This window comes from Allobosea sp. NPDC055332, from assembly GCF_053645455.1.
Window position 1 is genome coordinate 224,477 of the sequence record NZ_JBSHMO010000004.1, and the last position, 23,351, is coordinate 247,827.

19 protein-coding genes are annotated in these 23,351 nt (G+C 67.3%); 6 read left to right on the plus strand and 13 right to left on the minus strand.

The genetic code is table 11. The features are described 5' to 3' along the window. Nucleotides 1-28 precede the first annotated feature (28 nt). The 5 genes from ACWIGM_RS22715 to ACWIGM_RS22735 are packed head-to-tail and all read right to left on the minus strand — an operon-like array spanning nucleotide 29 to nucleotide 5,681. Nucleotides 29-1,096 carry an ABC transporter ATP-binding protein gene (locus ACWIGM_RS22715; RefSeq protein ID WP_454028237.1) on the minus strand — a complete coding sequence of 356 codons (1,068 nt, stop codon included), beginning with the start codon at nucleotides 1,094-1,096 and terminating at the stop codon, nucleotides 29-31. Further along, nucleotides 1,096-2,613, minus strand: a complete 1,518-nt coding sequence (locus ACWIGM_RS22720) for an argininosuccinate lyase (RefSeq protein ID WP_454028238.1) — start codon at nucleotides 2,611-2,613, stop codon at nucleotides 1,096-1,098. Before ACWIGM_RS22720 ends, ACWIGM_RS22715 begins: the two co-directional genes overlap by 1 nt. A gap of 5 nt (nucleotides 2,614-2,618) precedes the next feature. Beyond that, the gene (locus ACWIGM_RS22725) at nucleotides 2,619-3,455 is read right to left on the minus strand and encodes a carbohydrate ABC transporter permease (protein WP_454028239.1); all 837 of its coding nucleotides are present in this window, start codon (nucleotides 3,453-3,455) and stop codon (nucleotides 2,619-2,621) included. Then, the gene (locus ACWIGM_RS22730) at nucleotides 3,455-4,381 is read right to left on the minus strand and encodes a carbohydrate ABC transporter permease (RefSeq protein ID WP_454028240.1); all 927 of its coding nucleotides are present in this window, start codon (nucleotides 4,379-4,381) and stop codon (nucleotides 3,455-3,457) included. Before ACWIGM_RS22730 ends, ACWIGM_RS22725 begins: the two co-directional genes overlap by 1 nt. A gap of 40 nt (nucleotides 4,382-4,421) precedes the next feature. Next, complete coding sequence (locus ACWIGM_RS22735) at nucleotides 4,422-5,681, minus strand: extracellular solute-binding protein (protein ID WP_454028241.1); 1,260 nt, start codon at nucleotides 5,679-5,681, stop codon at nucleotides 4,422-4,424. A 167-nt stretch (nucleotides 5,682-5,848) separates the two neighbouring features. Between ACWIGM_RS22735 and ACWIGM_RS22740 the strand changes: the two genes are divergently transcribed. From ACWIGM_RS22740 to ACWIGM_RS22760, 5 genes are all read left to right on the plus strand, one after another. Beyond that, nucleotides 5,849-7,108: an ROK family transcriptional regulator gene (locus ACWIGM_RS22740; RefSeq protein ID WP_454028242.1), complete on the plus strand. Its 1,260-nt coding sequence runs from the start codon at nucleotides 5,849-5,851 to the stop codon at nucleotides 7,106-7,108. A gap of 243 nt (nucleotides 7,109-7,351) precedes the next feature. Next, nucleotides 7,352-8,188, plus strand: coding sequence for an endonuclease/exonuclease/phosphatase family protein (locus ACWIGM_RS22745; RefSeq protein ID WP_454028243.1), 837 nt, complete (start codon nucleotides 7,352-7,354; stop codon nucleotides 8,186-8,188). Nucleotides 8,189-8,335: 147 nt separating this feature from the next. Further along, complete coding sequence (locus tag ACWIGM_RS22750; RefSeq protein WP_454028244.1) at nucleotides 8,336-8,938, plus strand: MarR family winged helix-turn-helix transcriptional regulator; 603 nt, start codon at nucleotides 8,336-8,338, stop codon at nucleotides 8,936-8,938. Nucleotides 8,939-8,957: 19 nt separating this feature from the next. Further along, entirely contained in the window at nucleotides 8,958-9,677 is a 720-nt protein-coding gene (locus ACWIGM_RS22755) for a hypothetical protein (RefSeq protein WP_454028245.1), read from the plus strand. A 229-nt stretch (nucleotides 9,678-9,906) separates the two neighbouring features. Then, nucleotides 9,907-11,505: a gamma-glutamyltransferase gene (locus tag ACWIGM_RS22760; protein ID WP_454028246.1), complete on the plus strand. Its 1,599-nt coding sequence runs from the start codon at nucleotides 9,907-9,909 to the stop codon at nucleotides 11,503-11,505. A 199-nt stretch (nucleotides 11,506-11,704) separates the two neighbouring features. On the opposite strand, the gene ACWIGM_RS22765 is transcribed toward ACWIGM_RS22760, so the two are convergent. From ACWIGM_RS22765 to ACWIGM_RS22790, 6 genes are all read right to left on the minus strand, one after another. Continuing rightward, entirely contained in the window at nucleotides 11,705-13,291 is a 1,587-nt protein-coding gene (locus tag ACWIGM_RS22765; RefSeq protein ID WP_454028247.1) for an ABC transporter substrate-binding protein, read from the minus strand. A gap of 88 nt (nucleotides 13,292-13,379) precedes the next feature. Continuing rightward, nucleotides 13,380-14,873: an amidase gene (locus ACWIGM_RS22770; RefSeq protein WP_454028248.1), complete on the minus strand. Its 1,494-nt coding sequence runs from the start codon at nucleotides 14,871-14,873 to the stop codon at nucleotides 13,380-13,382. 111 nt (nucleotides 14,874-14,984) lie between these two features. Further along, nucleotides 14,985-16,382 carry a dihydrolipoyl dehydrogenase gene (lpdA, locus tag ACWIGM_RS22775; RefSeq protein ID WP_454028249.1) on the minus strand — a complete coding sequence of 466 codons (1,398 nt, stop codon included), beginning with the start codon at nucleotides 16,380-16,382 and terminating at the stop codon, nucleotides 14,985-14,987. A 15-nt stretch (nucleotides 16,383-16,397) separates the two neighbouring features. Then, nucleotides 16,398-17,711 (minus strand): dihydrolipoamide acetyltransferase family protein, encoded by a 1,314-nt coding sequence (locus ACWIGM_RS22780; protein ID WP_454028250.1) that lies wholly within the window; start codon nucleotides 17,709-17,711, stop codon nucleotides 16,398-16,400. Beyond that, nucleotides 17,711-18,727, minus strand: a complete 1,017-nt coding sequence (locus tag ACWIGM_RS22785) for an alpha-ketoacid dehydrogenase subunit beta (protein ID WP_454028251.1) — start codon at nucleotides 18,725-18,727, stop codon at nucleotides 17,711-17,713. The genes ACWIGM_RS22780 and ACWIGM_RS22785 overlap by 1 nt, the downstream gene beginning before the upstream one ends. A gap of 3 nt (nucleotides 18,728-18,730) precedes the next feature. Then, complete coding sequence (locus ACWIGM_RS22790; RefSeq protein ID WP_454028252.1) at nucleotides 18,731-19,963, minus strand: 3-methyl-2-oxobutanoate dehydrogenase (2-methylpropanoyl-transferring) subunit alpha; 1,233 nt, start codon at nucleotides 19,961-19,963, stop codon at nucleotides 18,731-18,733. A gap of 210 nt (nucleotides 19,964-20,173) precedes the next feature. On the opposite strand from ACWIGM_RS22790, the gene ACWIGM_RS22795 reads away from it, so the two are divergent. Continuing rightward, entirely contained in the window at nucleotides 20,174-20,674 is a 501-nt protein-coding gene (locus tag ACWIGM_RS22795) for an Lrp/AsnC family transcriptional regulator (RefSeq protein ID WP_454028253.1), read from the plus strand. 5 nt (nucleotides 20,675-20,679) lie between these two features. On the opposite strand, the gene ggt is transcribed toward ACWIGM_RS22795, so the two are convergent. After that, nucleotides 20,680-22,293 (minus strand): gamma-glutamyltransferase, encoded by a 1,614-nt coding sequence (ggt, locus tag ACWIGM_RS22800; protein WP_454028254.1) that lies wholly within the window; start codon nucleotides 22,291-22,293, stop codon nucleotides 20,680-20,682. A gap of 23 nt (nucleotides 22,294-22,316) precedes the next feature. After that, a complete protein-coding gene (locus tag ACWIGM_RS22805; protein WP_454028255.1) occupies nucleotides 22,317-23,345 on the minus strand; it encodes a CapA family protein in 1,029 nt (342 codons plus the stop codon). Nucleotides 23,346-23,351 lie beyond the last annotated feature (6 nt).

The following is a 23,351-nucleotide window of genomic DNA, read 5'->3' on the forward strand; positions in this document are numbered from 1 at the left end:
AGCCCGTCCGGCCGAGGTGGCCGGGACGTCACAAGGCACGCTCGCTCTTGGCATCGAACAGGCGCAGCGCCGAACTGGGGGCGCCGAGCCTGACGGCGCTGCCGACAGCGGGCGGATGCTTGGCCGAGGCCGAGGCGAGCAGCAAGCCGCCCTCGGCCTCGACATGGACGAAGGTCTCAGGTCCCAGCGGCTCGACCACGGCAACCGTGCCGGAGAGGATGAGATCGGCGCGCTCGTCCTGTTCGAGCACGCGCAATTCCTGCGGCCGGACGCCGACGAGGATTTCGGCCGGGAGCGCGGTCGGCCATGCCATCGGCATCTCGCCGAGCTGCAACGTGCTGCGGCCGGCCTCGGCAGTCGCCTTCGCCGGCATGATGTTCATCGTCGGCGAGCCGATGAAGCGGGCGGTGAAGACATCGGCCGGCTTCTCGTAGAGCTCCATCGGCGCGCCGACCTGGAGGATATGGCCGTCGCGCATCACCACGATCCGGTCGGCGAGCGTCATCGCTTCGACCTGGTCATGGGTGACGAAAACGATGGTGGTCCCGAGCCGCTGGTGCAGGCGCTTGATCTCAAGCCGCATCTGCGCCCGCAATTGCGCATCGAGATTGGAGAGCGGCTCGTCGAACAGGAAGACGGCGGGATCGCGCACCATGGCGCGGCCGATGGCGACGCGCTGGCGCTGGCCGCCCGAGAGCGCCGAGGGGCGGCGTTCCAGCAGCTTGGTCAGGCCGAGCACCTCGGCCACTTCCTCGACGCGGTGGCGCTTCTGCGCCTTGTCGAGCCCGGAGGTGTAGAGGCCGAAGGCGATGTTCTCGGCGACGCTCATATGCGGGTAAATCGCATAGTTCTGGAACACCATGGCGATGTTCCGCTCTTTCGGCTCGAGCCGGTTCACGACCTGGCCGCCGATCGCGATCGTGCCGTCGTTGATCTCCTCGAGCCCGGCGATCATGCGCAGTGTCGTCGACTTGCCGCAGCCGGAGGGACCCACGAAGACGACGAACTCGCCGTCCTGGATGTCGAGGTCGATGCCATGCACGACCTGCGTCGTGCCATAGCGCTTGACCAGTTTCTCGATCGCGATCCCGGCCATCAGGCGGCTCCTGCGAGGGCGGTGAAGGCGGCGTCGAGCTCGCGACGTGCAGTATCCTCGCGGCTTGCGACGGCGCGGGCGGTTTCCTCAGCCGCGGCGAGCTCGGCGCGATAGCCGGCAAGCGCTTCGCCGAGCACCTTCGGCCCCGGTCCGCCGAAGCGCTCGCGCAGGGCGACGAAGTTCTCCGGCGAGACGGCGGTGGCGAAGTCCTCGCGGCTGAGAGCAGGCTCGCGGCCGGCGGCGTGACGGAAGGCTTCACTGAAGGGTTCGTAGCCGTCGCGCGGCAGGTCGCCGTCCTTGGCGACCACAGCGCGGGCGACCGCCGAGGCGACCTCATGGGCGGCGCGGAAGGAGAGGTCCTCCTTGCGCACCAGCGTGTCGGCGAGCTCGGTAATGGTGATGCAGGAGCGCCGGATCGTCTCGGCAACGCGGCGGCTGTCGACCGACAGTGCCGGCAGCAGCGCCGCGAGCAGGTCGAGCACGCGTCCGCCGCTCTCGAAGGTCTGGTAGCCGGCTTCCTGCGTCTCGCCCTCGCTGTCGTTCATGTCGGTGAACGGCGTGTTGTGGACGATGTCGCGGACCATGCGGGCGCGGCTGACGCTCTGCGAGGCGAGATGGCGCAGATGCTCGATCGGCACGGGATTGCGTTTCTGCGGCATGATCGAGGAGATCTGCACGAAGGCGTTGGGCACATAGACCTGGCCGACCTCGAAGGCGGTCCAGAACTGCAGGTCCTGGATCAGCCGGCCGAGATGCAGGAAGACCAGCTCGATCGCGCCAAAGACGCCGGTGACGTAATCGACCGCGGCGATGCAGCCATAGGAGTTCTGCAGGGGTGCCTTGAAGCCGAGCAGATGGGCGGTGCGGTGGCGGTCGAGCGGGAAGCCGGAGGTGGTGATCGCGGCCGCCCCGAGCGGGCAGAGGTCCAGCAATTCGCGCGCCTGCATCAAGCGCTGATGGTCGCGCAACATCACCTCGATGGCGGCCGAGAGATAATGGCCGAGCGTCGAGGGCTGGGCCGGCTGGCCATGGGTATAGGCGACGATCAGCGTCGCCTTTTCGCGCTCGGCCAGCGTCAGCGCTGCGGCGATGAGGGCGCGCAGCTGGGCGGCGAGCCTGTCGAGCCTCGGCTTCAGCGCCAGCTTGAACAGGGTGTGCTCGATATCGTTGCGCGAGCGGCCGGTGTGCAGGCGGCCATTATCGTCGGGCTTCAGGCGCTTGCGCAGCTCGGCCTCGACCAGGAAGAAGTAATCCTCGACCTCGCCGGTATAGGTCAGCGTCGCCGGATCGATCTCGCGCTCGATCTCGATCAGGGCGCGGGCGATACCGGAGGCCGTCTCGCGCGAGAGGATGCCGGTCTCTGCCAGCATGACGAGATGAGCGCGGTCGACGGCGCGGAAGCCAGCGACATGATGCGTCTTCACTGCGTCAAAGAGCGGGCGCAGCACCGTTTCCTTGTAGACCGGATCGGGAAAGACGGAGCTGTCGCTGGTGCGTGGATCGATGTGGGCGGTCATCGCAACTATCCCTTGAGTCCGGCGAGCACGACGCCGCGGACGATGTAGCGCTGCAGCAGCAGGAAGACGGCGAGGGTTGGGATCGTCGCCAGCGCCGCGCCGGTCATGATCAGCTCCCACTGGATCTGCGATTCGACCGCGAAGGAGGCGAGCCCGACCGGGAGCGTGTAGAGCTCCTTGCTGGTGGTCACGATCAGCGGCCAGATGAAGGCCGTCCAGTTGCTGAGGAAGGTGAAGATCGCCAGCGCCGACAGCGCCGGCGTCACCAGCGGCAAAGCGATGCGCCAGAAGATCGCGAACTCGTTGAGCCCGTCGACGCGTGCCGCTTCGAGGAAGTCGTTCGGTACCGTCTCGAAGAACTGCTTCATCAGGAAGGTGCCGAAGGCGGTCATCATGCCCGGGAACATGATGCCCCAATAGCTGTCGAGCCAGCCGAAGTTCTTGGCCATGACGTACCAGGGGATGACCAGCATCTCGGTCGGGATCATCAGGGTCGAGAGGATCGCGAGGAAGACGAGATAGCGGCCGCGGAACTGGAATTTGGCCAGGGTGTAGCCGACCAGGCTGTCGAAGAAGACATTCGACAGGGTGACGATCGTCGCGATCGCCAAGGAATTCCAGAACCAGCGCAGGAAACGCCCGTCCGAGAGCACGGTCTTGTAGTTGTCGAGCGTCGGCGCCGCCGGGATCAGCCGGAGATCGTAGATATCGGCCGAGTCCTTCAGCGAAGTCGAGAACATGAAGAGCAGCGGCATCAGCATCAGGAGGCCGCCGGCGAGCAGCAGCAACCAGGCGATGACGCGCCCTGGGGCGAAACGATGCATCAGGGACGAGCCGGTCATCAGCGATCCCTCAAGAGGCGCAGCTGCAGCAGAGAGACGCAGAGCAGGACGAGGAAGAGCACGACGGTCTGCGCCGCCGCATAGCCCATGTCGAAAGAGGAGAAGGCGGTCTGATAGATCATCAGCACCAGCGGCTTGGTCGAGTTGAGCGGGCCGCCGGGATCGCCGCTGGTCATGTTGTAGACCTGGTCGAAGATGCGCAGGAAGCCGATCGAGGAGAAGACGACGAGGAAGATGATCGTCGGCTTGAGCAGCGGCAGGGTGATCTTGCGTAGGATCGCGAGGTCGGAGACGCCGTCGATCCGCGCCGCCTCGTAATAGGTCGTCGGGATCGCGCGCAGGCCGGCGAGGAAGATCACCACCTGGAAGCCGAGGCCGGCCCAGATCGCCGGCGCCAACACCGCCGGCAGCGCCTGCGTGGTCGAGCGCAGGAAGGGCTGCTGGGCCAAGCCGAAGGACGAGAGCAGGTCGTTGATCAGGCCGATCGGCACCGGCTGGTAGAACCAGCGCCAGACCCAGGCCATCGCCGTCGCCGTGGTCAGGAAGGGCAGGAAGTAGAGCGCCCGGATGAAGCCGTGCATGAAGCGGACGCGGTCGAGATGGTAGGCGATGGTGAAGGCGAGCACGAGGCTGAGCGGCGTGCCGATGAGGAGGTAGAGGAAGGTGTTGCGGAATACCTGCCAGAACACCGGATCGGCCATCAGCCGCTTGAAGTTCGCCAGCCCGACGAAGGAAGGCGAACTCATCAGGTTCCAGTTCGTGGTCGAGATGATGAAGGCCTCGACCGTCGGGTAGAAGCGGATCAGCCCGTAGAACAGGATCGGCACGGCAAGGAAGCCCCAGGCCCAGACCACCTGCTTCTGCTGCAAGGTGAGGCCCTGCCAGAGGCGCCCGCCGGAGCGGGCGACTTCGGTATTGGCGGTCATGGCGCGTCCTGCCGTCTTGGGATGGCTCAGCTTGCCGCGATCACTTCTTGTAGAAGCGGTCGAGGATCGCCTGCTCGGCCTTGGCCGCTTCCGCGAGCGAGGCCTTGGCGTCCCGGTTCTGGATGAACACCCGGTTGGCCATGTCGAGCCCGACCTGGCGCTGCGCCAATTCGTCGACGAAGATGGTCGCCTGCGAATAGTTCAGGGCCTTGAGGAAGGGGCCGTAGATCGGGTGGGCAAGGTTCGCCTGCGTCTCCGCTGCGGCCTTGCGGGCGGGGAGCTCGCCGACCATGTCGAGCCAGACCTGCATCGCTTCCGGCGAGGTGGTGAAGGCCATGAACTTCTTGGCCGCCTCAAGCTTGGCGCCGGTCGGCTTGCCGGTGATGGCGTTGACCCAGTAGCTGGCGAAGTTCGAGCGCTTGCCATCGGCGCTGGCGGGCAGCTCGGTGACACCCCACTCGAAGTTCTTGATGCCGCCGAAGGCGCCGAGGCGGAAGGAGCCGTCGACTGTCATCGCGGCGCGACCGGCGCGGAAAGCGGCCTGGCCCTCGTCCATGAAGCCGGCCTGGCCGACCTTGTGGACGCGCTGCAGGTCGGCATACCAGTTCAGCGCCTTGGCGCCGGCCTCGCTGTCATAGGCGACGCTCTTGTTGTCGTCGGAATAGGGCTTGCCGCCCATCTGGCGCAGCAGCACCTCGCGCCACCAGTGCAGGTCCTGACCTGGCATGTCGATCACGGCGCCGGCCGAGAGCATATTGCCGGCGGCGTCGCGCTTCACCGTCTTCTTGGCAGCTTCGAGATACTCGTCGAGCGTCTGCGGCGGCTTGTTCGGGTCGAGCCCGGCCTCCTGGAACAGTTTCTTGTTGTAGAACAGCGCCAGCGTGCGGACCGCTGTCGGCAGGCCATAATACTCGCCGTCGCGCTTCATAGTCTGGACGATCGGGTAGAATTCCTTCTCGATCACGTCGTGCGGGAAGGCGTCGCGTGGCAGCGGCTGGATGAACTTGGCCGAGACGAAATTGTCGAGCCAGCCATAATAGAGCTGGACCACGTCCGGCCCCTGGCCGGCCGGCACGGCGGCGGCGATCTTGGTCTGGTAGTCGGCATAGGGGAAGGTCGTGTGCTTGACCTTGATGCCGGGATTGGCGGCCTCGAAGCGCTTGATCAGCTCGTTCATCGCCTTGATGCGGGCGTCGAACACATATTGCCAGTACTCGATCTCGACCGCCTGGGCGCGGGCGCCGGCAATGGCGCCGATCGACATGGCAATGCCCAGGACTAATCCGCGAAAGCCGCGCATAGGTCTTCCTCCCCGTCTCGTTGCGACGTCCGCCCGCATGCTCGCTCCCGGCTGCCGGACGTTCGGCAAGCAGGCTCTCCCGCGGCCCGCCTGCTGTCAATAGATTAATTCACTTGAGTTTGATTAATGGCCGGCGCAGCCTGTGCGGACGAAAGAGGCTGCCCACCATGCCGCATCGCAAGCTCCCGGCCGCGCCAAGCGTCGCCCTCGGCGCCAACCCCGAGCGGGCGCGCCGCCACAACCGGCGCGTCGTGCTGGAGACGCTGCGCCAGCATGGCCGGCTCGGCCGCTCCGACATCGCCAATCTGACGCGGCTGACCGCGCAGGCTGTCTCGAACATCGTCGCCGAATTGCTCGAAGAGGGCTTCCTGATGGAGCTCGGGCGGCGACGTACGGCGCGCGGCCAGCCGCCGGTCGAGTTCGCGCTCAACGCCGATGGCGGCGTGACGGCCGGCCTGGAGATCGCCGCCGACCACATCACCACCGTGCTGGTCGACCTCGCTGGCGAGGTCAGGGCGCAGCGGGTCGTGCCCTTGCCGGACCTTTCGGTCGAGGCCGTACAGGCGCTGGCGGCCGCCGAACTCAAGCGAGCGCGGGCGGGGAAGGATCTACCTGAACGCCTGCTCGGCTGCGGCGTCGTCATGCCCGGGCCGTTCGATTTCGAGGGGACGATCACCGTCGGCTCGACTGCGCTGCCAGGCTGGACCGGGCGCGATGTAACGGCGCTGATGAGCGCGGCACTCGGGACTTCCGTGACGGTCGAGAACGATGCGACGGCGGCGGCGGTCGGCGAGCATCTCTACGGCATCGGTCGCAATCTCCGCCATTTCTGCCTGATCTATTTCGGGCTTGGCCTCGGTCTCGGGCTGATGCTCGGCGGCGAGCCCTATCGCGGTGCCTTCGGCAATGCCGGCGAGATCGGCCATGTTCCGGCGGTGCCGGAGGGCCTGCCTTGCGTCTGCGGCCGTCAGGGCTGCCTCGAGCGCTATGTCTCGCCGTCAGCCCTGCAGGATACGCTGCGCGGCGCGGGCATCGCCCAGGTCGATGCGGCCAGCATTGCCAGGCTTCATGCCAGCGGGCATCCGGCGGTGCTCGGCTGGATCGCCCAGGTCGGGCCGTTGCTCGCGCCGGTGCTCGCCATGCTGGAGAACCTGTTCGATCCGGAGACGATCATCCTGGGAGGGGCACTGCCGGACAGCGTCATCGATGCCCTGATTGCGGCGGCCGAACCGTTGCCGATTTCCGTCGCCAGGCGCGACGGTCGCGCCATCCCACGTCTCCAGCGTGGCACGACCGGTCAGCTGACGGCGGCGCTCGGCGCGGCAGCGCTGCCTCTCCTCGATGCAATTGCGCCGCGCCTTGTGCGCAATCCGGCGGCAGGGGATGCTGGCCCGTCAGCCGCTGCCGATACCATGCCCGCAGCATAGTGGCTCGCGCAGCAGTCGGGCCGGGGCGAGGACACAACTTGGTCGTGATGCGGCGTCGCCGCGAAGGCGATCAACAGGTCGAGACGTGGCATCAGACAGGCTGTATCGGCCGAATTTTTCCGCTAACGCTGATCCGAGCGAGTCGTTCGCCCCGGGCCGATCGAACCGTAGCGTGCGTCAAGGATTGATCATGGCAGGGCTCTTGCTAACGAGCTGGGGCGAGCGATTGGAGATGCCGGCCGGATGCTAGAGTTCGAAGGGCGCGGCTTGCGCCGGATCAGGGTGCTGCGCCCACCCCAGATGTCGAGCTGGACGCGCGAGACCGCCGCGCAGCAGGCGCCTGCGAGCGCGCCGCCGGCCACCGAGCTCAGGATCGCCTCCTACAATATCCACAAGGCGGTGGGGCGTGATCGCCGCTTCGATCCGAACCGGATCATCGAGGTGATCCGGCAGATCGACGCTGATGTCGTCGCGCTGCAGGAGGCCGACCAGCGCTTCGGCGAGCGCGCCGGGCTGCTCGACCTCGCCCGGCTCGAGCGCAGGACCGGCCTGAAGCCGGTGCCGGTGCAGAGTGCCTGGCAGGGCCATGGCTGGCATGGCAATGTCGTGCTCTTCCGCGATGGGGCGGTCACCGCGACTCGGCAGCTCGTCCTGCCCGGCGTCGAGCCGCGCGGAGCGCTGATCGCCGACCTGACCGTCAGCGGCGCGCCGATCCGGGTGGTCGCCGCGCATCTCGGCCTTTTACGCCATTCACGCTCGCGCCAGGTCGAGACGCTGATCGCCGCCTCCAGGCCGACGGACGGGCGCCCGATCTTCCTGATGGGCGACCTGAACGAGTGGCGGATCGGCAAGAAATCGAGCCTGCACGGGCTGGCGCCGAAATTCGGGCCGCTGCAGGCGGCAATCCCGAGCTTCCCGGCGCGCTTCCCGATCTGGGCGCTCGATCGCATCGTCGCCTATCCCGCCGAGACCATCACGCAGGTCGATCTGCACGACACCGACTTGTCGCGGCTGGCCTCCGACCACCTGCCGATCAAGGCGGTGGTGCATCTGCCGGGCGAGGATCGCCAGGCGCATTAGAGCGATCTGTCGGCTGAGGGCGGGTGGGCTAATAGGCGGCTTGACGATTTTACATAGGAATCCTATTCAATAGATATGTCGTTCTTCGATGCCAGCTCCGGGCCCTTGCCGCGCCGTCTCCGGGACGGGCTGGAGCGGCTTGCGAGCGTGCTCAAAGCTGATCAATGGTCGGTGGCCAATGCGGCCGGGCTCAATCCGACCCAGGCCCATGTCCTCTCATTCCTGGCCGGTCGCGGCGAAATGGGAATGCGGGTCAAGGCGATCGCCGAGCATCTCGGCGTTACGCAGCCGACCGCGACGGATTCGATCGCGGCGCTGGAGCGCAAGGGGCTGGTCGCCAAGGGGCCCGATGCCGGTGATGCACGTGCCGTTGCGGTGAGGGTGACGCAGGCCGGTCGTGACGCGGTCAAAGCGATCGGGCTCTCGACCATGGCGACCGACACGGCTCTGGCCGGCCTTTCCACCGCCGAGCAAGCCGACCTGCTCCTGCTCGTGGTCAAGTTGATCCGCTCGCTGCAGATTACCGGCGCCCTACCGGAGCAGCGGACTTGCGTGACCTGCCGCCATTTCCGGCCGAACATCCATCCCGGCGCCGACGCGCCGCATCATTGCGCCTTCGTGAACGCCGCTTTCGGGACCCGGCATCTCCGGCTCGATTGCGGCGAGCATGAAACTGCGGAGCCGTCCGCCCAGGCTGCCACCTGGCGGGCTTTCACAAGGGCTTCCGCGCCCCTCCAGACGAACCGCTAGGCAGGAAGGACCACAGATCATGAAGAGTTTTGGGCTGCGGGGCATGGGCCTCGCCGCAACGGTCGCGCTCGGCCTGATCGGCGCGGCCGGAGCACACGAGATCAAGAGCGCCAGCAACGCCGCGGTGCAGGCCTCGTTCGACATCGTCGAGACCACGATCGCCACCGATCACGGCCATGCAATCTTCCGCAGCCGCCTGCGTGGCGATGCGGGTGCGGCCAAGCCTGCCGCGACCGGAAACTTCGCCGGCTCCGAGGTCTACGCCTATGTCTGGCCGACCTCGCTCGACAGCGCCGAGGTCGGCTTCGACAAGGGCCAGGGCATCGTCGCGCTCGCCGTCACCTTCCATCCCGATTTCGACGATGGCGCCAAGGGTGCGAGGAATCGCGATGTCTGGCACCCGCACTGGGTCGTGCTGGCCGAGGACAAGGCCTGCGGCGGCGGGCTGAAGGTGCGCGACATTCCCGACGGGGCGAAGCCGCGCGTACCCGAGACCTGGCCCGGTGTGCCGCTCTTGATCGACAGCCCCGCCTACAAGACAGCGCTCGCCGGCAGCATGGTCGAGGTTCATGTCCCGCTCGACAAGCTCGGCGCGCTGAAGGGTGCTTCCTTCGACGGCGTCACTGCGGGCCTGCGCGTCAATGCCAACCTGCACGCGCCGCTGCTCTGCGTCGCCAATGTCTTCAAGGTCGCCTCGGGCAATCTCAGCCTGCCCGGCAAGGTCGCGCCGGCGAAGTAGGCGCAAACGGTAGGTGGCGCGCCGACTGCCATCGGCGCGCCACCCGGATTTCCCCCTCCAGACGATAGAGAAGGAGCAGCAAATCTCGCACGGAACGGCCCAATCGATCCAGCAGGATGGCGCAGCGGGACCGACGCGCGGCGCGGAGCCGCTCCGCATCACCGGGCGATGACCTTTCCGAGCATGCATGCCACGATCCCGGTCGCCTCCATCCTTGATCGAGATCGTCATGCCCACTGCCACGCCGCACCGCGCCTACCGCACCCAGAACTGGAGCCTGACCAAGCCTTCGGCGCGCGGGCGCAAAGGCATCGTCGTCTCGCAGAACCATGAGGCGGCGGCGGCCGGCGCGGCGATCCTTGAAGCCGGCGGCAATGCTACCGACGCCGCGGTCGCGACCGCCTTCGCGCTGGCGGCGGTCGAGCCCTGGAACAGTGGATTAGGGGGCATCGGCTTCGGTGTCGTGCTCAAGGCCGGCGAGAGCCGGGCGCAGGTCGTCGATTTCGGCCCTGTCGCGCCGCGCCGCGCCGATCCGGCCGACTATCCGCTGACCGGCGCGATGAAGTTCGACCTGTTCGCCTGGCCGGAGGTCGAAGGCGATCGCAATATCCACGGACCGCTGTCCTTCTGCATCCCGTCTTCTGTCGCCGGCTACGCCAGGCTGAAGGAGACGTTCGGGACGAGCATGCCCGTCTCCGAGTTGCTTCAGCCCGCGATCGCACTGGCGAAGCGTGGCCTGGCGCAGGACTGGTACACGACGCTGAAGATCGCCTCCTCGGCCGCGGTGCTCCGGCTCTACGAGGAGAGTGCGCGCATCTATCTGCCGGGCGGCTTGCCGCCTGTGCCGCCCTATCAGGGCGTGCCTGGCTTCAGGACGCTCGGCAATCTCGGCGCGACGCTGGAGCACCTCGCCAAAGCCGGGCTCGACGATTTCTATCGCGGCGAGCTGGCGAAGAGGTTGGCGGCCGACATCGCCGCGGTCGGCGGCGTGGTCGATGCGCAGGATCTCGCCGATTGCCGTGCGAGCGTGCGCGAAGCGCCGGTGATCGACTGGCGCGGCACGCACCGCATCCACACTGCCGGCGGTCTGACGGCGGCGCCGACCCTGCAGGCGGTGGTCGAGGGCATGGCCTCGAGCCCACCGCCGGAGGGCGGACCGGACTCGGCCTGGTTCGCCAGGCTTTCGCAGGTGATGCGCGAAGCTTACGCTAGCCGGCTCGAAGGGCTCGGTGCGGCGCAAGCTGCGAAGGAGCCAAGCGAGACCTGCACCACGCATCTCACCGTCGTCGACGGCGAGGGCACCATCGTCGCGCTGACCACGACCTTGCTCTCGTCGATGGGCAGCCGCCTCGTCCTGCCTGAGACCGGCGTGTTGATGAACAACGGCATGATGTGGTTCGACCCGCGCCCGGGCAGTGCCAATGCGATCGCGCCGGGAGCCCGGCCCTTGTGCAATATGTGCCCGGTGGTGGTGACCCCTGCCGATGGCGGCTATCCGCGCCATGGTGCTGGCGCCTCGGGCGGGCGGCGCATCCTCGCCAGCGTCTACCAGGTGCTGGCCTTCACCCTCGATAGCGGCATGAGCCTCGAGGATGCCGCGCATCAGCCGCGCATCGACGTCTCCGGCCCAGACGGCACCAGCGCCGATGCCCGCCTGCCGGACGGCACGCTCGATGCGCTGGCGGCAGCCGGTCCGTTGACCGTGGTCGAACACGGCGTGCTGCCGCTCAACTTCGCCTGCCCGAACATGGTGCGGACCGGACAGGACGGGCAGGAGGGCATCAGCGACGCCGCCTCGCCCTGGTCGGCGGCGGTGGCGGCGAATTGAGACGCTGGAACCACAACGTGAAACCCCTCTCCTGGAAGGAGAGGGGTAGGGGTGAGGTGTTCGGAGCGGAAATGTAAGCGTGAGCCTGACCGCGCGGTCAGGCCGCACACAACTGGTCAAAGGGCCTACACCTCACCCTGCCCTCTCCTTACAGGAGAGGGTTCCCCGCGTTTCACTCGTCACGGTCAGAGGCGGGTTATCACCCCCGCTTCAACCCCCACGGATAGGGCGCCGAGCCCGGCAGCATGCCGGTCAGGCCCTTGCGATAGGCGGTCTTGATCACGAACTGGCCGAGCGGGATTGTGGCGCATTCCTCCAGCGCCAGCCGGCCGAGCGCGACCGCGACCTGCTTCTGCTTGGCCTCGTCAGGCGCGTAGAGCCATTCCTCGGCCATTTCCTCGGCTTTGGCATTGGTCCACCAGCCGAACCAGCCCTTGTCGCCAGGGCCGCGCACGAGATTGGAGAGCGCCGGGTTGCCCCAGCCGACGGCGGCGCCGGTGGTGTGGAAGATGCTCCAGCCACCCTTCTCGACCGGCTCGCGGCTGTTGCGGCGCTGGATCACCGTGCCCCAGTCGCTGGCGGCCATTTCGACATTCATGCCCATCGCCTTCAGCAATTCGTAGGTGACGTCGCCGAGCGGGCCGATATCGGGGAAGTCGGTCGGGTTGATGATGACGACCTTCTCGCCGTTGTAGCCGGACTCCTTCAGCGCCGCCTTGGCCTTGTCGAGGCTCTGCGGCATCAGGTCCTCGAGCTCGCCGGTGTAATAGGGCGTGCCGCGCCACCACAGGTTCCGGCAGACCTGCCAGGCCGTGGTGTCGTCGCCCTGCGACGCCCGCATATAGTCTTCCTGGTTGACGCCCAGGCGAACCGCGGCACGAACCTTCGGATTGTTGAAGGGCGGCTGGAGGTGGTTCAGCCGCATGATCGAGCCGCGGCCGTTCTTGTCGATCACCTCGCGGGTGATGTCCGGGCTCTTGGCCAGCAGCGGCTGCAGGTCGGCGAGTGGGCGCTCCCACCAGTCGATCTCGCCCTTGGTCAGGGCGGCGGCGGCGGTCGCCGGATCGGGCAGGATCGGCCATTCGATCCGCTTGAAATGCGCGACCTTGCCGCCGGCATTACGGCTCGGCGGCTCGCTGCGCGGTTTGTAGGCCTCGTTCTTCTCGTAGACGACGCGGCTGCCGGAGACGTATTCGCTGGCCACGAATTTATAGGGGCCGGAGCCGGTCATCTCGGTGACCTGCTTGGTCGCGTCGGTCTTGGCCAGGCGCTCCGGCATGATGAAGGGCGGGTTGTCGGCCTTGGCCATGCAGTCGAGCATCATCGGGAAGGGCCGGGTCAGCTTGATCTCGATGGTGCGCTCGTCCGGGGCGCCCCAGGCCTCGACCGCCTTGATCAGGAGCTGGCCATAGGGGTCGCGCTGGCACCAGCGCTTCAGGCTCTCGATGCAGTCGGCCGGGCGGACGGGCTGGCCGTCATGGAAGGCGAGGCCCTCGCGCAGCTTGATCTTCCAGACTTTGCCGTCGGCCGAGATCTCGTGACCTTCTGCCATTTGCGGTTGCGGCTTGAGATTGAGGTCGCCGCCATAGAGCGTGTCGAAGACGTAATAGCCGTGGTTGTTGGTGACGGTCGCGGTCGTCCAGATCGGATCGAGCGAGGTGAGGTTGGCCTGCGGCGCCATCTTGAGCACGGCCGCGCTCGGCGCCTGTGCCATTGCCTCGCGGGCAAGCGCTGGAGCGAACAGGGCGGCAGCGGCCGTGCCCTGCAGGAACTGACGACGCTTCATAAGATCTCTCCCCTTTTATGATTGAATCTGACTGCCGATGAACCCTGTTCTCTTCTGCTTTTGATAGGACGAAAATGGTTGGCCTCGACTAGTCGAAGCCGAGGAAATTCGGGCTGTCCTTGAGCTTCGGGGCCTTCCTGAGTCCGGCGATATCCGGCACCGGGCGCGCCGTCAGCGGATCACCCGCCAAGAGTGACTCGAGCGCCGCAGCGACCGCAAGCACCTTGGCGTCGCCGCCGCGCGGGCCGACGATCTGCAGGCCGAAAGGCATGCCGTTGCGATCGAGCCCGACCGGCAGCGAGATCGCGGGATGGCCGACGATCGTCACGGCATAGGCCATGGCGAGCCAGTGGAAATAGGTGCGCGTCGGCTTGCCGTCGATCTCGGCCGGGTAGAGCTCGGACCAGGGCCGTGGCGACAGCGTCATCGCGGGCGAGAGGATGACGTCGTATTTTTCGAAGAAGCGCTGCCACTCGTGGTAGAGCACGGTCTGCTGCTTCAGGGCGCGGGTGACGTCGAGCGCGCCATAGCGCAGCCCTTCCTCGACATTGGCGCGGACATTGGGGCCGACCATGTCGGGCATCTTGGTCGAACGCTCGTGATGGCTGGCGAGGAAGGAGACGGCGCGCAGCACCTCGAAGCTCTCATCGGTGCCGGCGCAATCGGGTGTCGCCTCGTCGGCGCGGCCGAAGACACTGCTGAAGCGGCCGACCTTGTCGGCGAAGACCTCGCGGATGTGTTTCTCGGTCGGAGCGAAGCCGAAATCCGGGGTGATCGCGACTTTCAGCGAGGCGAGGTCGCAATGATCGGGCCGGGCGAAGTCTCCCGCTCGTCTGACCTGCTTGCCGTGGATCGTCGTCGCCAGCGGATCGACCGCGTCGTCGCTGACCATGGTCGAGAGCAGGAGGCAGAGATCGGGCACGGTGCGCGCCATCGGGCCGAGCACCGAGAGCGGGTTCCAGCCGAGCGGGCGCTTGTCGCTGGGCACCAGCCCCGGCGACGGCCGGAAGCCGACGATGCCGTTGAAGGCGGCAGGGTTGCGCAAGGAGCCGCCGGTGTCCGAGCCGGTGGCGATGGGCACCATATTGGTCGCGAGCGCGACGCCCGAGCCGCCGGAGGAGCCGGCAGCCGAGCGCGAGGGATCGAACGGGTTGCCGGTGACGCCGTAGACGGCATTGCGGGTGTTGGCGCCGGCGCCCCATTCGGGCGTGTTGGTCTTGCCGACGATGACCGCACCGGCCTTGCGCACCGAGGCGACGATGCCCTGGTCCTGCGTCGGGACATGGTCGGCGAAGAGCGGGCTGCCATAGGTGGTGCGCAGACCGGCGACGTCTTCGAGATCCTTGATGCCGATGGGCAGGCCGTGCAGCGCCGGCAGAGCGTCACCGCGCATGGTGGCAGCGTCCGCCGCCTTCGCGGTGGTACGCGCCCGCTCGTCGTCGCGCGCCACCATGGCGTTGACGGCGGGGTCGACGGCATCGATCCGGGCGAGGCAGCTTTCGAGCAGTTCGCTCGCCGAGAGCTTCTTCTCGCCGATCAGGCGGCGGGCGGTGACGGCATCGAGATCGCAGGGTTCGGTCACAGCAGAAAGCTCCGGCAGTCAGGGCGGGTCGTCCTGACCTGTCCTGCCAGTCGAAGCGGTCGGTGCTCCTGCGTCAACCCTCGTCGGGTTGAACCCCGGCCTGCGTTCGCCTCAGATGTGCAAGGCGTGGCCGAGCGCCTTCAGCGCCGATTCCTGGAAGGCCTCGCCCAAGGTCGGGTGAGCGTGGATCGTGCCGGCGACATCTTCGAGCCTCGCGCCCATCTCGATGGCGAGGCCGAAGGCGGCGGAGAGTTCCGAGACGCCCTGTCCGACCGCCTGGATGCCGAGGACGAGATGGTTGTCGGCCCGGGCGACGATGCGGACGAAGCCGGTCTCGCCATGGCGGGTCATGGCGCGGCCATTCGCCTGGAGCGGGAAGAGGCCGATCTTGGTCTCGAAGCCGGCGGCCTTGGACTCGCTCGGCGACAGGCCGGCCGAGACGATCTCCGGATCGGTGAAGCAGATTGCCGGGATGCAGGCCTTGTCCCAGACCCGCGGCTCGCCGGCGACGATCTCGGCGACCATCTCGCCCTGCGCCATGGCGCGGTGGGCCAGCATCGGCTCGCCGGTGACATCGCCGATGGCATGGATGCCCCGCATCGAGGTCTCGCAGCGTTCGCCGATGCGGATGAAGCGGCCATCCATGTCGAGCACGAGCTCGTCGAGGCCGAGCTTGGCCGTCGCAGGCGCGCGGCCGACCGTGACGAGGATCTTGTCGGCCGGCAATTCGCGCTCCTTGCCGTCGGCGGTCTCGATGCGCAGGCCGTCGCCCTTGGCGGTCTGTCCGAGCGCCTTGGCCCCGAGCAAGACCTCGACGCCGAGCGCCGAGAGGCTCTTGGCTACGGGCCCGGTCAGCTCGGCGTCGTAGAGCGGCAGGATCTTGTCCTGCGCCTCGACCACGGTGACCTTGCTGCCGAGCTTGGCGAAGGCGGTGCCGAGCTCGAGGCCGATATAGCCGCCGCCGACCACGACGAGGCGCTTCGGCAAGTCGGTCAGCGCGAGTGCGCCCGTGGACGAGATGACGTTGCCGCCGAAGGGCAGGAAGGGCAATTCGACCGGCACCGAGCCGGTCGCGATCACGATCGTCTCGGCCGTGATGGTCTTCGGGCCGGTCTCGGTTTCGACCGCCACGGTCTTGCCGTCGCGGAAGCGGGCCTGGCCGTGGACGATCTTGACCTTGGCCTTGCGCAAGAGGCCGGCGACGCCGTTGTTGAGACGCTGGACGATGCCGTCCTTCCAGGCGACGGCCTGCTTCAGGTCGAGCTTGGGCTCGGCTGCGGTCAGGCCGAACGGCGTCTTGCCGGCGGCGGCGTGGGCGGCCTTCTCGAACTCCTCGGCGACATGGATCATCGCCTTGGAGGGGATGCAGCCGATGTTGAGGCAGGTGCCGCCGAGCTTGGTGCTCTCGACGATGACGGTATCGATGCCGAGCTGGCCGGCGCGGATGGCACAGACATAGCCGCCCGGGCCGGCGCCGATGACGAGAAGCTTGCAGGTGATGTCGGTCATGGCTCGCTCCGCCGCTCACATGTCCACGAACAGGGTCGCCGGCGTCTCCAGCAGCTCTTTCAGCCGCTGCACGAAGACCGCCGCGTCCCAGCCGTCGATGACGCGGTGGTCGAAGCTGGAGGACAGGTTCATCATCTTGCGCGGCACGAAGGTGGTGCCGTCCCAGACCGGGCGGACCACCATCTTGTTGACGCCGACGATCGCGACCTCGGGATGGTTGATCACCGGGGTGGTGGCGATACCGCCGAGCGCGCCGAGCGAGGTGATGGTGATGGTTGAGCCGGTGAGCTCGTCGCGCGTCGCCGAGCCGTCGCGGGCACGCTCCGCCAGGCGCGAGAGCTCGATGGCGCAGCCCCAGAGGTCGCGCGCCTCGGCATGCTTGACGACCGGGACCATCAGGCCGGACGGCGCCTGCGTGGCGATGCCGATATCGATGCCGGCATGCTGGTGGACGATGCCGGCATCGTCGTCATAGAGCGCATTGAGATTGGGCTGCTCGCCGAGCGCCTTGACCATCGCCCGCATCAGGAAGGGCAGTATCGTCAGCTTCGGCCGCTCGGCCGTCGGCTTCTTGTTGAGCGCGGCGCGCAGGTCTTCCAGCGCCGAGACGTCGACTTCTTCGACAATCGTGATGTGCGGGATGCGCGACTTCGACAGCGCCATCTTCTCGGCGATGCGGCGGCGTAGCCCGACGACCTTGACGTCGGTGATCGCGGTCCTGGCGACGAGCCCGCCCTTGGTCGGAGCCTCGGGGCCGCGCAGGATGAAGGCGTCGATATCCTCATGGCTGACGCGGCCGGCCGGGCCGGAGCCCTGGACCTGGCGCAGGTCGACGCCGGCCTCGCGTGCCTTCAGCCTGACGGCCGGCGAGGCCAACGGCTTCTCGCCGACCGGCCGGCGCGGCGCCGGCGTGGTGATGACCGGGACCGGGCGGGCCGGAGCCGCGGGCTTCGGCGTCGGCATCTGCTTGGGAGCGGGCTCCGCAGCCACGACCGGTGCGGCCGGAGGAGCCGCAGCAGCGGGCTTTTCCTTCGTCGGCTCGAGCGGCGCTTCAGCCTCGGCTGGCGCCTCGGTCGCGGCGCCGTCGCCGGAGACCTTCAGCTTCACCAGCGCCGAGCCGATCGCGACGGTGTCACCGATCTCGGCGCCGACCCAGGTAACCTCGCCCTCGACGGGGGAGGGAATCTCGACGGTCGCCTTGTCGGTCATCACCGCGGCGATCAGATCGTCCTCGCGGACGATGTCGCCGACCTTGACGTGCCATTCGACCAGCTCGGCTTCGGCGATGCCCTCGCCGACATCGGGCAGCTTGATGATGCGCTCGGCCATCAGCGTGCCTCCATGATGTCGCGAAGCGCTCGTCCGAGACGGGCGGGGCCGGGGAAATAGTCCCATTCCTGGGCGTGCGGATAAGGCGTATCCCAGCCGGTGACGCGTACGATCGGCGCCTCCAGATGGTAGAAGCAGTGCTGCTGGATGAGCGCGGCGAGCTCGGCGCCGAACCCCGACGTCAGCGTCGCCTCGTGCAGGACGATGCAGCGGCCGGTCTTGGAGACGGAGGCGACGATCGCGTCGAGATCGAGCGGCAGCAGGGTGCGCAGATCGATGATCTCGGCGTCGATGCCAGTTTCTTCGGTGGCGGCCTGCGCGACATGGACCATGGTGCCGTAGGTGACGATGGTGACGGCCGAGCCTTCGCGGCGGATGGCGGCCTTGCCCAGCGGGATGGTGTAGTGACCTTCCTCGACCTCGCCGAGCTCATGCTTCGACCAGGGCGTGACCGGGCGGTCATGATGGCCGTCGAACGGGCCGTTATAGAGCCGCTTCGGCTCGAGGAAGATCACCGGATCGGGATCCTCGATCGCCGCGATCAGCAGGCCCTTGGCGTCGCGCGGATTGGACGGCACCACCGTCTTCAGGCCGGAGACGTGGGTGAACAGCGCCTCGGGGCTCTGGCTGTGGGTCTGGCCGCCGAAGATGCCGCCGCCGGTCGGCATCCGGATCACCATCGGGCAGGTGAAGTCGCCGGCCGAGCGGTAGCGCAGGCGGGCTGCCTCGGAGACGATCTGATCGTAGGCCGGGTACATGTAGTCGGCGAACTGGATCTCGACGCAGGGGCGCAGGCCATAGGCCGCCATGCCGATCGCGGTGCCGACGATGCCGAGCTCGCTGATCGGCGCGTCGAAGCAACGGTTGACGCCATATTTCTGCTGGAGGCCGTGGGTGCAGCGGAAGACGCCGCCGAAATAGCCGACATCCTCGCCATAGACGACGACGTTGTCGTCGCGGCCCATGGAAACGTCGAGGGCGGAGCGGATCGCCTCGATCATGGTCATGCGGGCCATGGCTCAGACTCCGATCTGCTGGCGCTGGCGGCGCAGGTGCGGGGGCAGCTCGGCATAGACGTCCTCGAACATGTCGCGCGAGGAGGGCTTGCCGCCGGCATGCAGCGTGCCGAAGCTCTCAGCTTCCTTCTGCGCGGCGATCACGGTCGCCATGATCTCGGCCTCGGCCTGCTTGTGACGCTCCTCGGTCCAGGCGCCGATCGCGATCAGATGCTGCTTCAGCCGGACGATCGGGTCGCCAAGCGGCCAGTCGTCGGATTCGTGCTTGGGCCGGTAGGCGGAGGGGTCGTCCGAGGTCGAATGCGCGCCGGCGCGGTAGGTGACGTATTCGACCAGCGTCGGCCCGAGATTGCGGCGGGCGCGCTCGATCGCCCATTGCGCCACGGCATAGGTCGCGAGGTAGTCGTTGCCGTCGACGCGCAGGGCCGGGATGCCGAAGCCGAGGCCGCGGGCGGCGAAGGTGCCGGAGCCGCCCCGCGCGATGCCCTGGAAGGTCGAGATCGCCCACTGGTTGTTGACGACGTTGAGGACGACCGGGGCCTTGTAGGTCGAGGCGAAGACCAAAGCCGCGTGGAAGTCCGACTCGGCGGTCGAGCCGTCGCCGACCCAGGCGGCCGCGATCTTGTTGTCGCCCTTGATCGCCGAGGCCATCGCCCAGCCCACCGCCTGGACATACTGGGTGGTGAGATTGCCCGAGATCGAGAAGAAGCCGTTCTCCTTGGAGGAGTACATCACCGGCAATTGCCGGCCCTTCATCGGGTCGCGTTCGTTCGAGTAGATCTGGCACATCATCTCGACGAGCGGGTAGTCGTGCGCGATCAGCAGCCCGGCCTGGCGATAGGTCGGGAAGTTCATGTCGCCCTTGCCGAGGGCGATGCGGAAGGCACAGCTCACCGCTTCCTCGCCGGTGTGCTGCATGTAGAACGAGGTCTTGCCCTGGCGCTGCGCCATCTGCATGCGGGCGTCGAAGGCGCGCAGCGTCAGCATGTGGCGCAAGCCGCGGACCAGATCGTCTTTGGAGAGCTCGGGCACCCAGGGGCCGACCGCCTCGCCCTCGCGGTCGAGCACGCGGATGATCGAATAGGCGAGGTCGCGGATTTCGCGGGGATCGACATCGACCGGCGGACGCTGCACCGAGCCGGCCTTGGGGATCACGACATGGGAGAAATCGGGCTTTTCGCCGGGGCGACTGGCGGGGACTGGAACGTGGAACCGAAGCGGTGAGGGGTCTGTCATGTCCACGCTCCCTAGGCTCTAGTCCGACCCAGCATTTCGCCATGCGGCTCTCGCCGCAAGGCGCGTTTGCAGGGGCGTCCGTCGAGACGCCGTCGTTATTCGGGCATGATAGGGTGGTGACACATCGATTTCTTGCCGAAATGGCCTTGAGATTCGACTCTGACCGGAGGATTATTCTGTCATCTCGGTCTAGTGCGGAAAATTCACCCGATGGCGATCAAGGCGCGGCGCAGCGACGAGCTCGACCAGATCGACCGGCGTATCCTCTCGGCCCTGAACGAGGATGGCCGGCTGACGATCAATGCGCTGGCCGAGAAGGTCGGGCTCTCGCCCTCGCCATGCTGGACGCGGGTGAAGCGGCTCGAGGAGAATGGCGCGATCGAGAAATACGTCGCGGTGCTCAACCATCGCGCGCTCGGGCTCGACAATGTCGTCTTCATCGAGATCACGCTCGACAAGCATGACGACAAGCTGCTCGACCGCTTCGGCGAGGCGCTGGCGCGCATTCCCGAGGTGGTCGAGGCCTATCTCGTCACCGGCGACTACGATTATCTGGTCAAGGCCGTGGTCAGCGGCACCGAGCACTATGAGCGCTTCCTGCGCGAGAATATCTACCGGCTGCCGGGCATGCGGCAGTCGCGCACGACCTTCGGCCTGCGCGCCCTGAAGCGGGCGATCTCGGTCGACCCGCTGCAGATCGCGCCGGTTTAGCAGGCTTACGCAGGCACCGAGATCGCCATGCCGTCGCGCTGCGGGTCGGCGCCGCCGGTCGCGAGCCCGTCTTCGATCTTGACGCCATGGAGCGCGGCGAAGGGATAGCTCTGCGCCGAGCGCTTGACGTCGTAGCCATCGGCCTTGAGCTGGGCTTCGACGCTGCGGCGGATGCGGTTGCTGATGTCGATGGAATTCGACACGCCCATGACGCGCGGCGCCGCCACCGCTTCCAGCATCGACATGTCGAAATCGATGACGTTCATGATGCCTTGCGCCATCGCCGGGGCGATATAGCTGCCGCCCGGCGCGCCCATGACGATGAAGGGCTTGTCGCCCTTGAAGACGATGGTCGGCGCAGCCGAGGATGAGCGGCGCTTGCCGGGCGCGATCGAGCCGGCGCGGCCGGGACGCGGGTCGAAGCGGCTCATCGTGCCGTTGTAGATGAAGCCGAGCCCCTCGGTGATCGCGCCGGACGGGCTGCCGAGCGTATGGGTCAGCGCGACGGCATTGCCGTGCCGGTCGATCACGGTGACATGGGTGGTCTCGCGCTGCGAGGAGCGCTCCAGGCGCTTGACGTCGGCGCGCTCGCCGCGGCGGATGCTCTCGGCCTGTTCCGCCGCATGCTCCTTCGAGATCAGGCGCTCGACCGGGACGTCGACATAGGCGGGGTCGCCCATGAACTGGTCCTTGTCGATGGTCATGCGCTTCATCGCTTCGGCCAAGAGGCGGACATGCTCGGCGCTGCCATGGGCCAGCGAACCGATGTCGAAGGCCTCGAGCATGTTGAGGATCTGGAGCATCGACATGCCGCTCGCCGGTGGCGGCGAGGTCGAGATGCGGTGGCCGCGATAGGAGCCCCAGATCGGCTCGGCGACCGAGAGCTCGTAGCGGGCGAGGTCCTCGCGCGAGATCAGCCCGCCATGCCCTGCGAAGTCGGCGGCGATCTCCTCGGCGAGCTCGCCATGGTAGAACAGGTCGGCGCCGCCTTTCGCCAAACGCTCCAGCGTATTGGCCATGTCGGTGTTGACGATGACGTCGCCAGGGCGCTTCGCGCTGTCATCCGGGCGGAAATAGAGCTTTTTGCCGGTCTCGCTGTAGCGCAGCTTGTCCGATGTGTTGACCTGGCCGGAGCCGCTCTGGTCCTGCGTCCAGAACCAGTGCATGTGCGGGCGCACCAGAACGCCCTCGCGCGCCTGCTTGATCGCCGGCGCCATGACATCGGCCCAGTCCATCGTGCCGAAGCGCGACAGCACATGGTCGTAGCCCTTGACGCTGCCGGGCGTGCAGACGGCGAGATGGCCGAACTCGTTGATGCCGCCTTCGAGCAGGAAGGCGAAGCCGTCGCGCGACTGGCCGCGCAATTTGTCGAGCCACATGTCCGGCTTTGCCGAATAGGAGGCGCGGGCGTAGAACTCGACGATCTCATGGACGCCTTTTCCGGGCATGTAGAGCTGCATCGAGCCGAAGCCGCCGATGCCCGACATCAGCGGATCGACCACGCCCTGCATGAAGGCGCAGGCGATCGCCGCATCGATCGCATTGCCGCCGCGCTCCAGCACGGCAGCGCCGGCTTCGACCGCTTCCGGCTGCGGGGCGACGATCATTCCGTTCTTCATGGCAGCGTCTCGTTCATTGCGGATTAGGTCTTCAGCTGGAGGCGCAGAATCTCGCCCTCGGCCTGTAGGCGGGCGCCCAGCCTGGCCGAGGCGGCGATCAGCCGGTCGCGTTCCAGCGGGAGATCGGCGACAGGGCGAGGGACGGTCTGATTCTCGGCATTGCGCGTGACGAAGGCGATCTCGATCGCCTGCAGCGCGCCATCGCGGATCGGCGCGCGCAGGAGCATGCCGGTCCAGTCGTCATGCAGCGCGCTGTCATGGGCGTACTGGAAGGAGAAGTTGCCGCAGCCATAGAAGATCGGGCGATCGGCATGGAGCTCGATCGGCAGGATCATGTGCGGGCCGTGGCCAAAGACGAGATCGGCGCCCGCAGCGATCGCCGCATGCGCGAACTCGCGCTGATAACTCAGCACCTCGGCGCGGTAGCCCCAGTGGAAGGAGGCGATGACGATATCGGTCTGCTGGCGCAGGGCCGCGATCGCGGCCGAGCACTCCGCCAGCGAAGCCGGGTCGGCGAAGGTCACGACCTCCGGCGGAACGCCCGGCCGGGTCCGCGCCGCCTGCTGTTCGAGCCGCGGCCGATAGGCGGTGTGCGCCCTGATGACGGCGACGCCGGGCTTGCCGGGACTGGCCTCGTGGCCATCAGGCCAATAGACGGCGGTGCGTTGCAGGATGCCGTAGCGCAGCCCGTCGCGTTCGATGATGAGCGGCCGGTAGGCGGCTGCCATGTCGAGCCCGGCGCCGACCGTGGCGATACTGGCCCGGTCGAGCGCGGCGAGCGAGGAGGCGACCGCTTCGCGCCCGATATTGACGTTGTTGGCCTGGCCGACGGCGTGCAGGCCGGCCGCCTTCAGTGCCGACGCGAAGCGGGTCGGCACATAGAAGCCGCGCTGCTCGCTGACGCTCGCGGCATCGTCGAACAGGCAGCATTCGAGATTGGCGAAGGCCAGGTCAGCCTCGGCCAATCGCGGCCTGATCAGATCGAACACTGCATCGGGCTCGGCGACGCCCTTCAGATTGATATCGCCGAGCAGGTAGAGGCTGCGCGTCATCGCCGG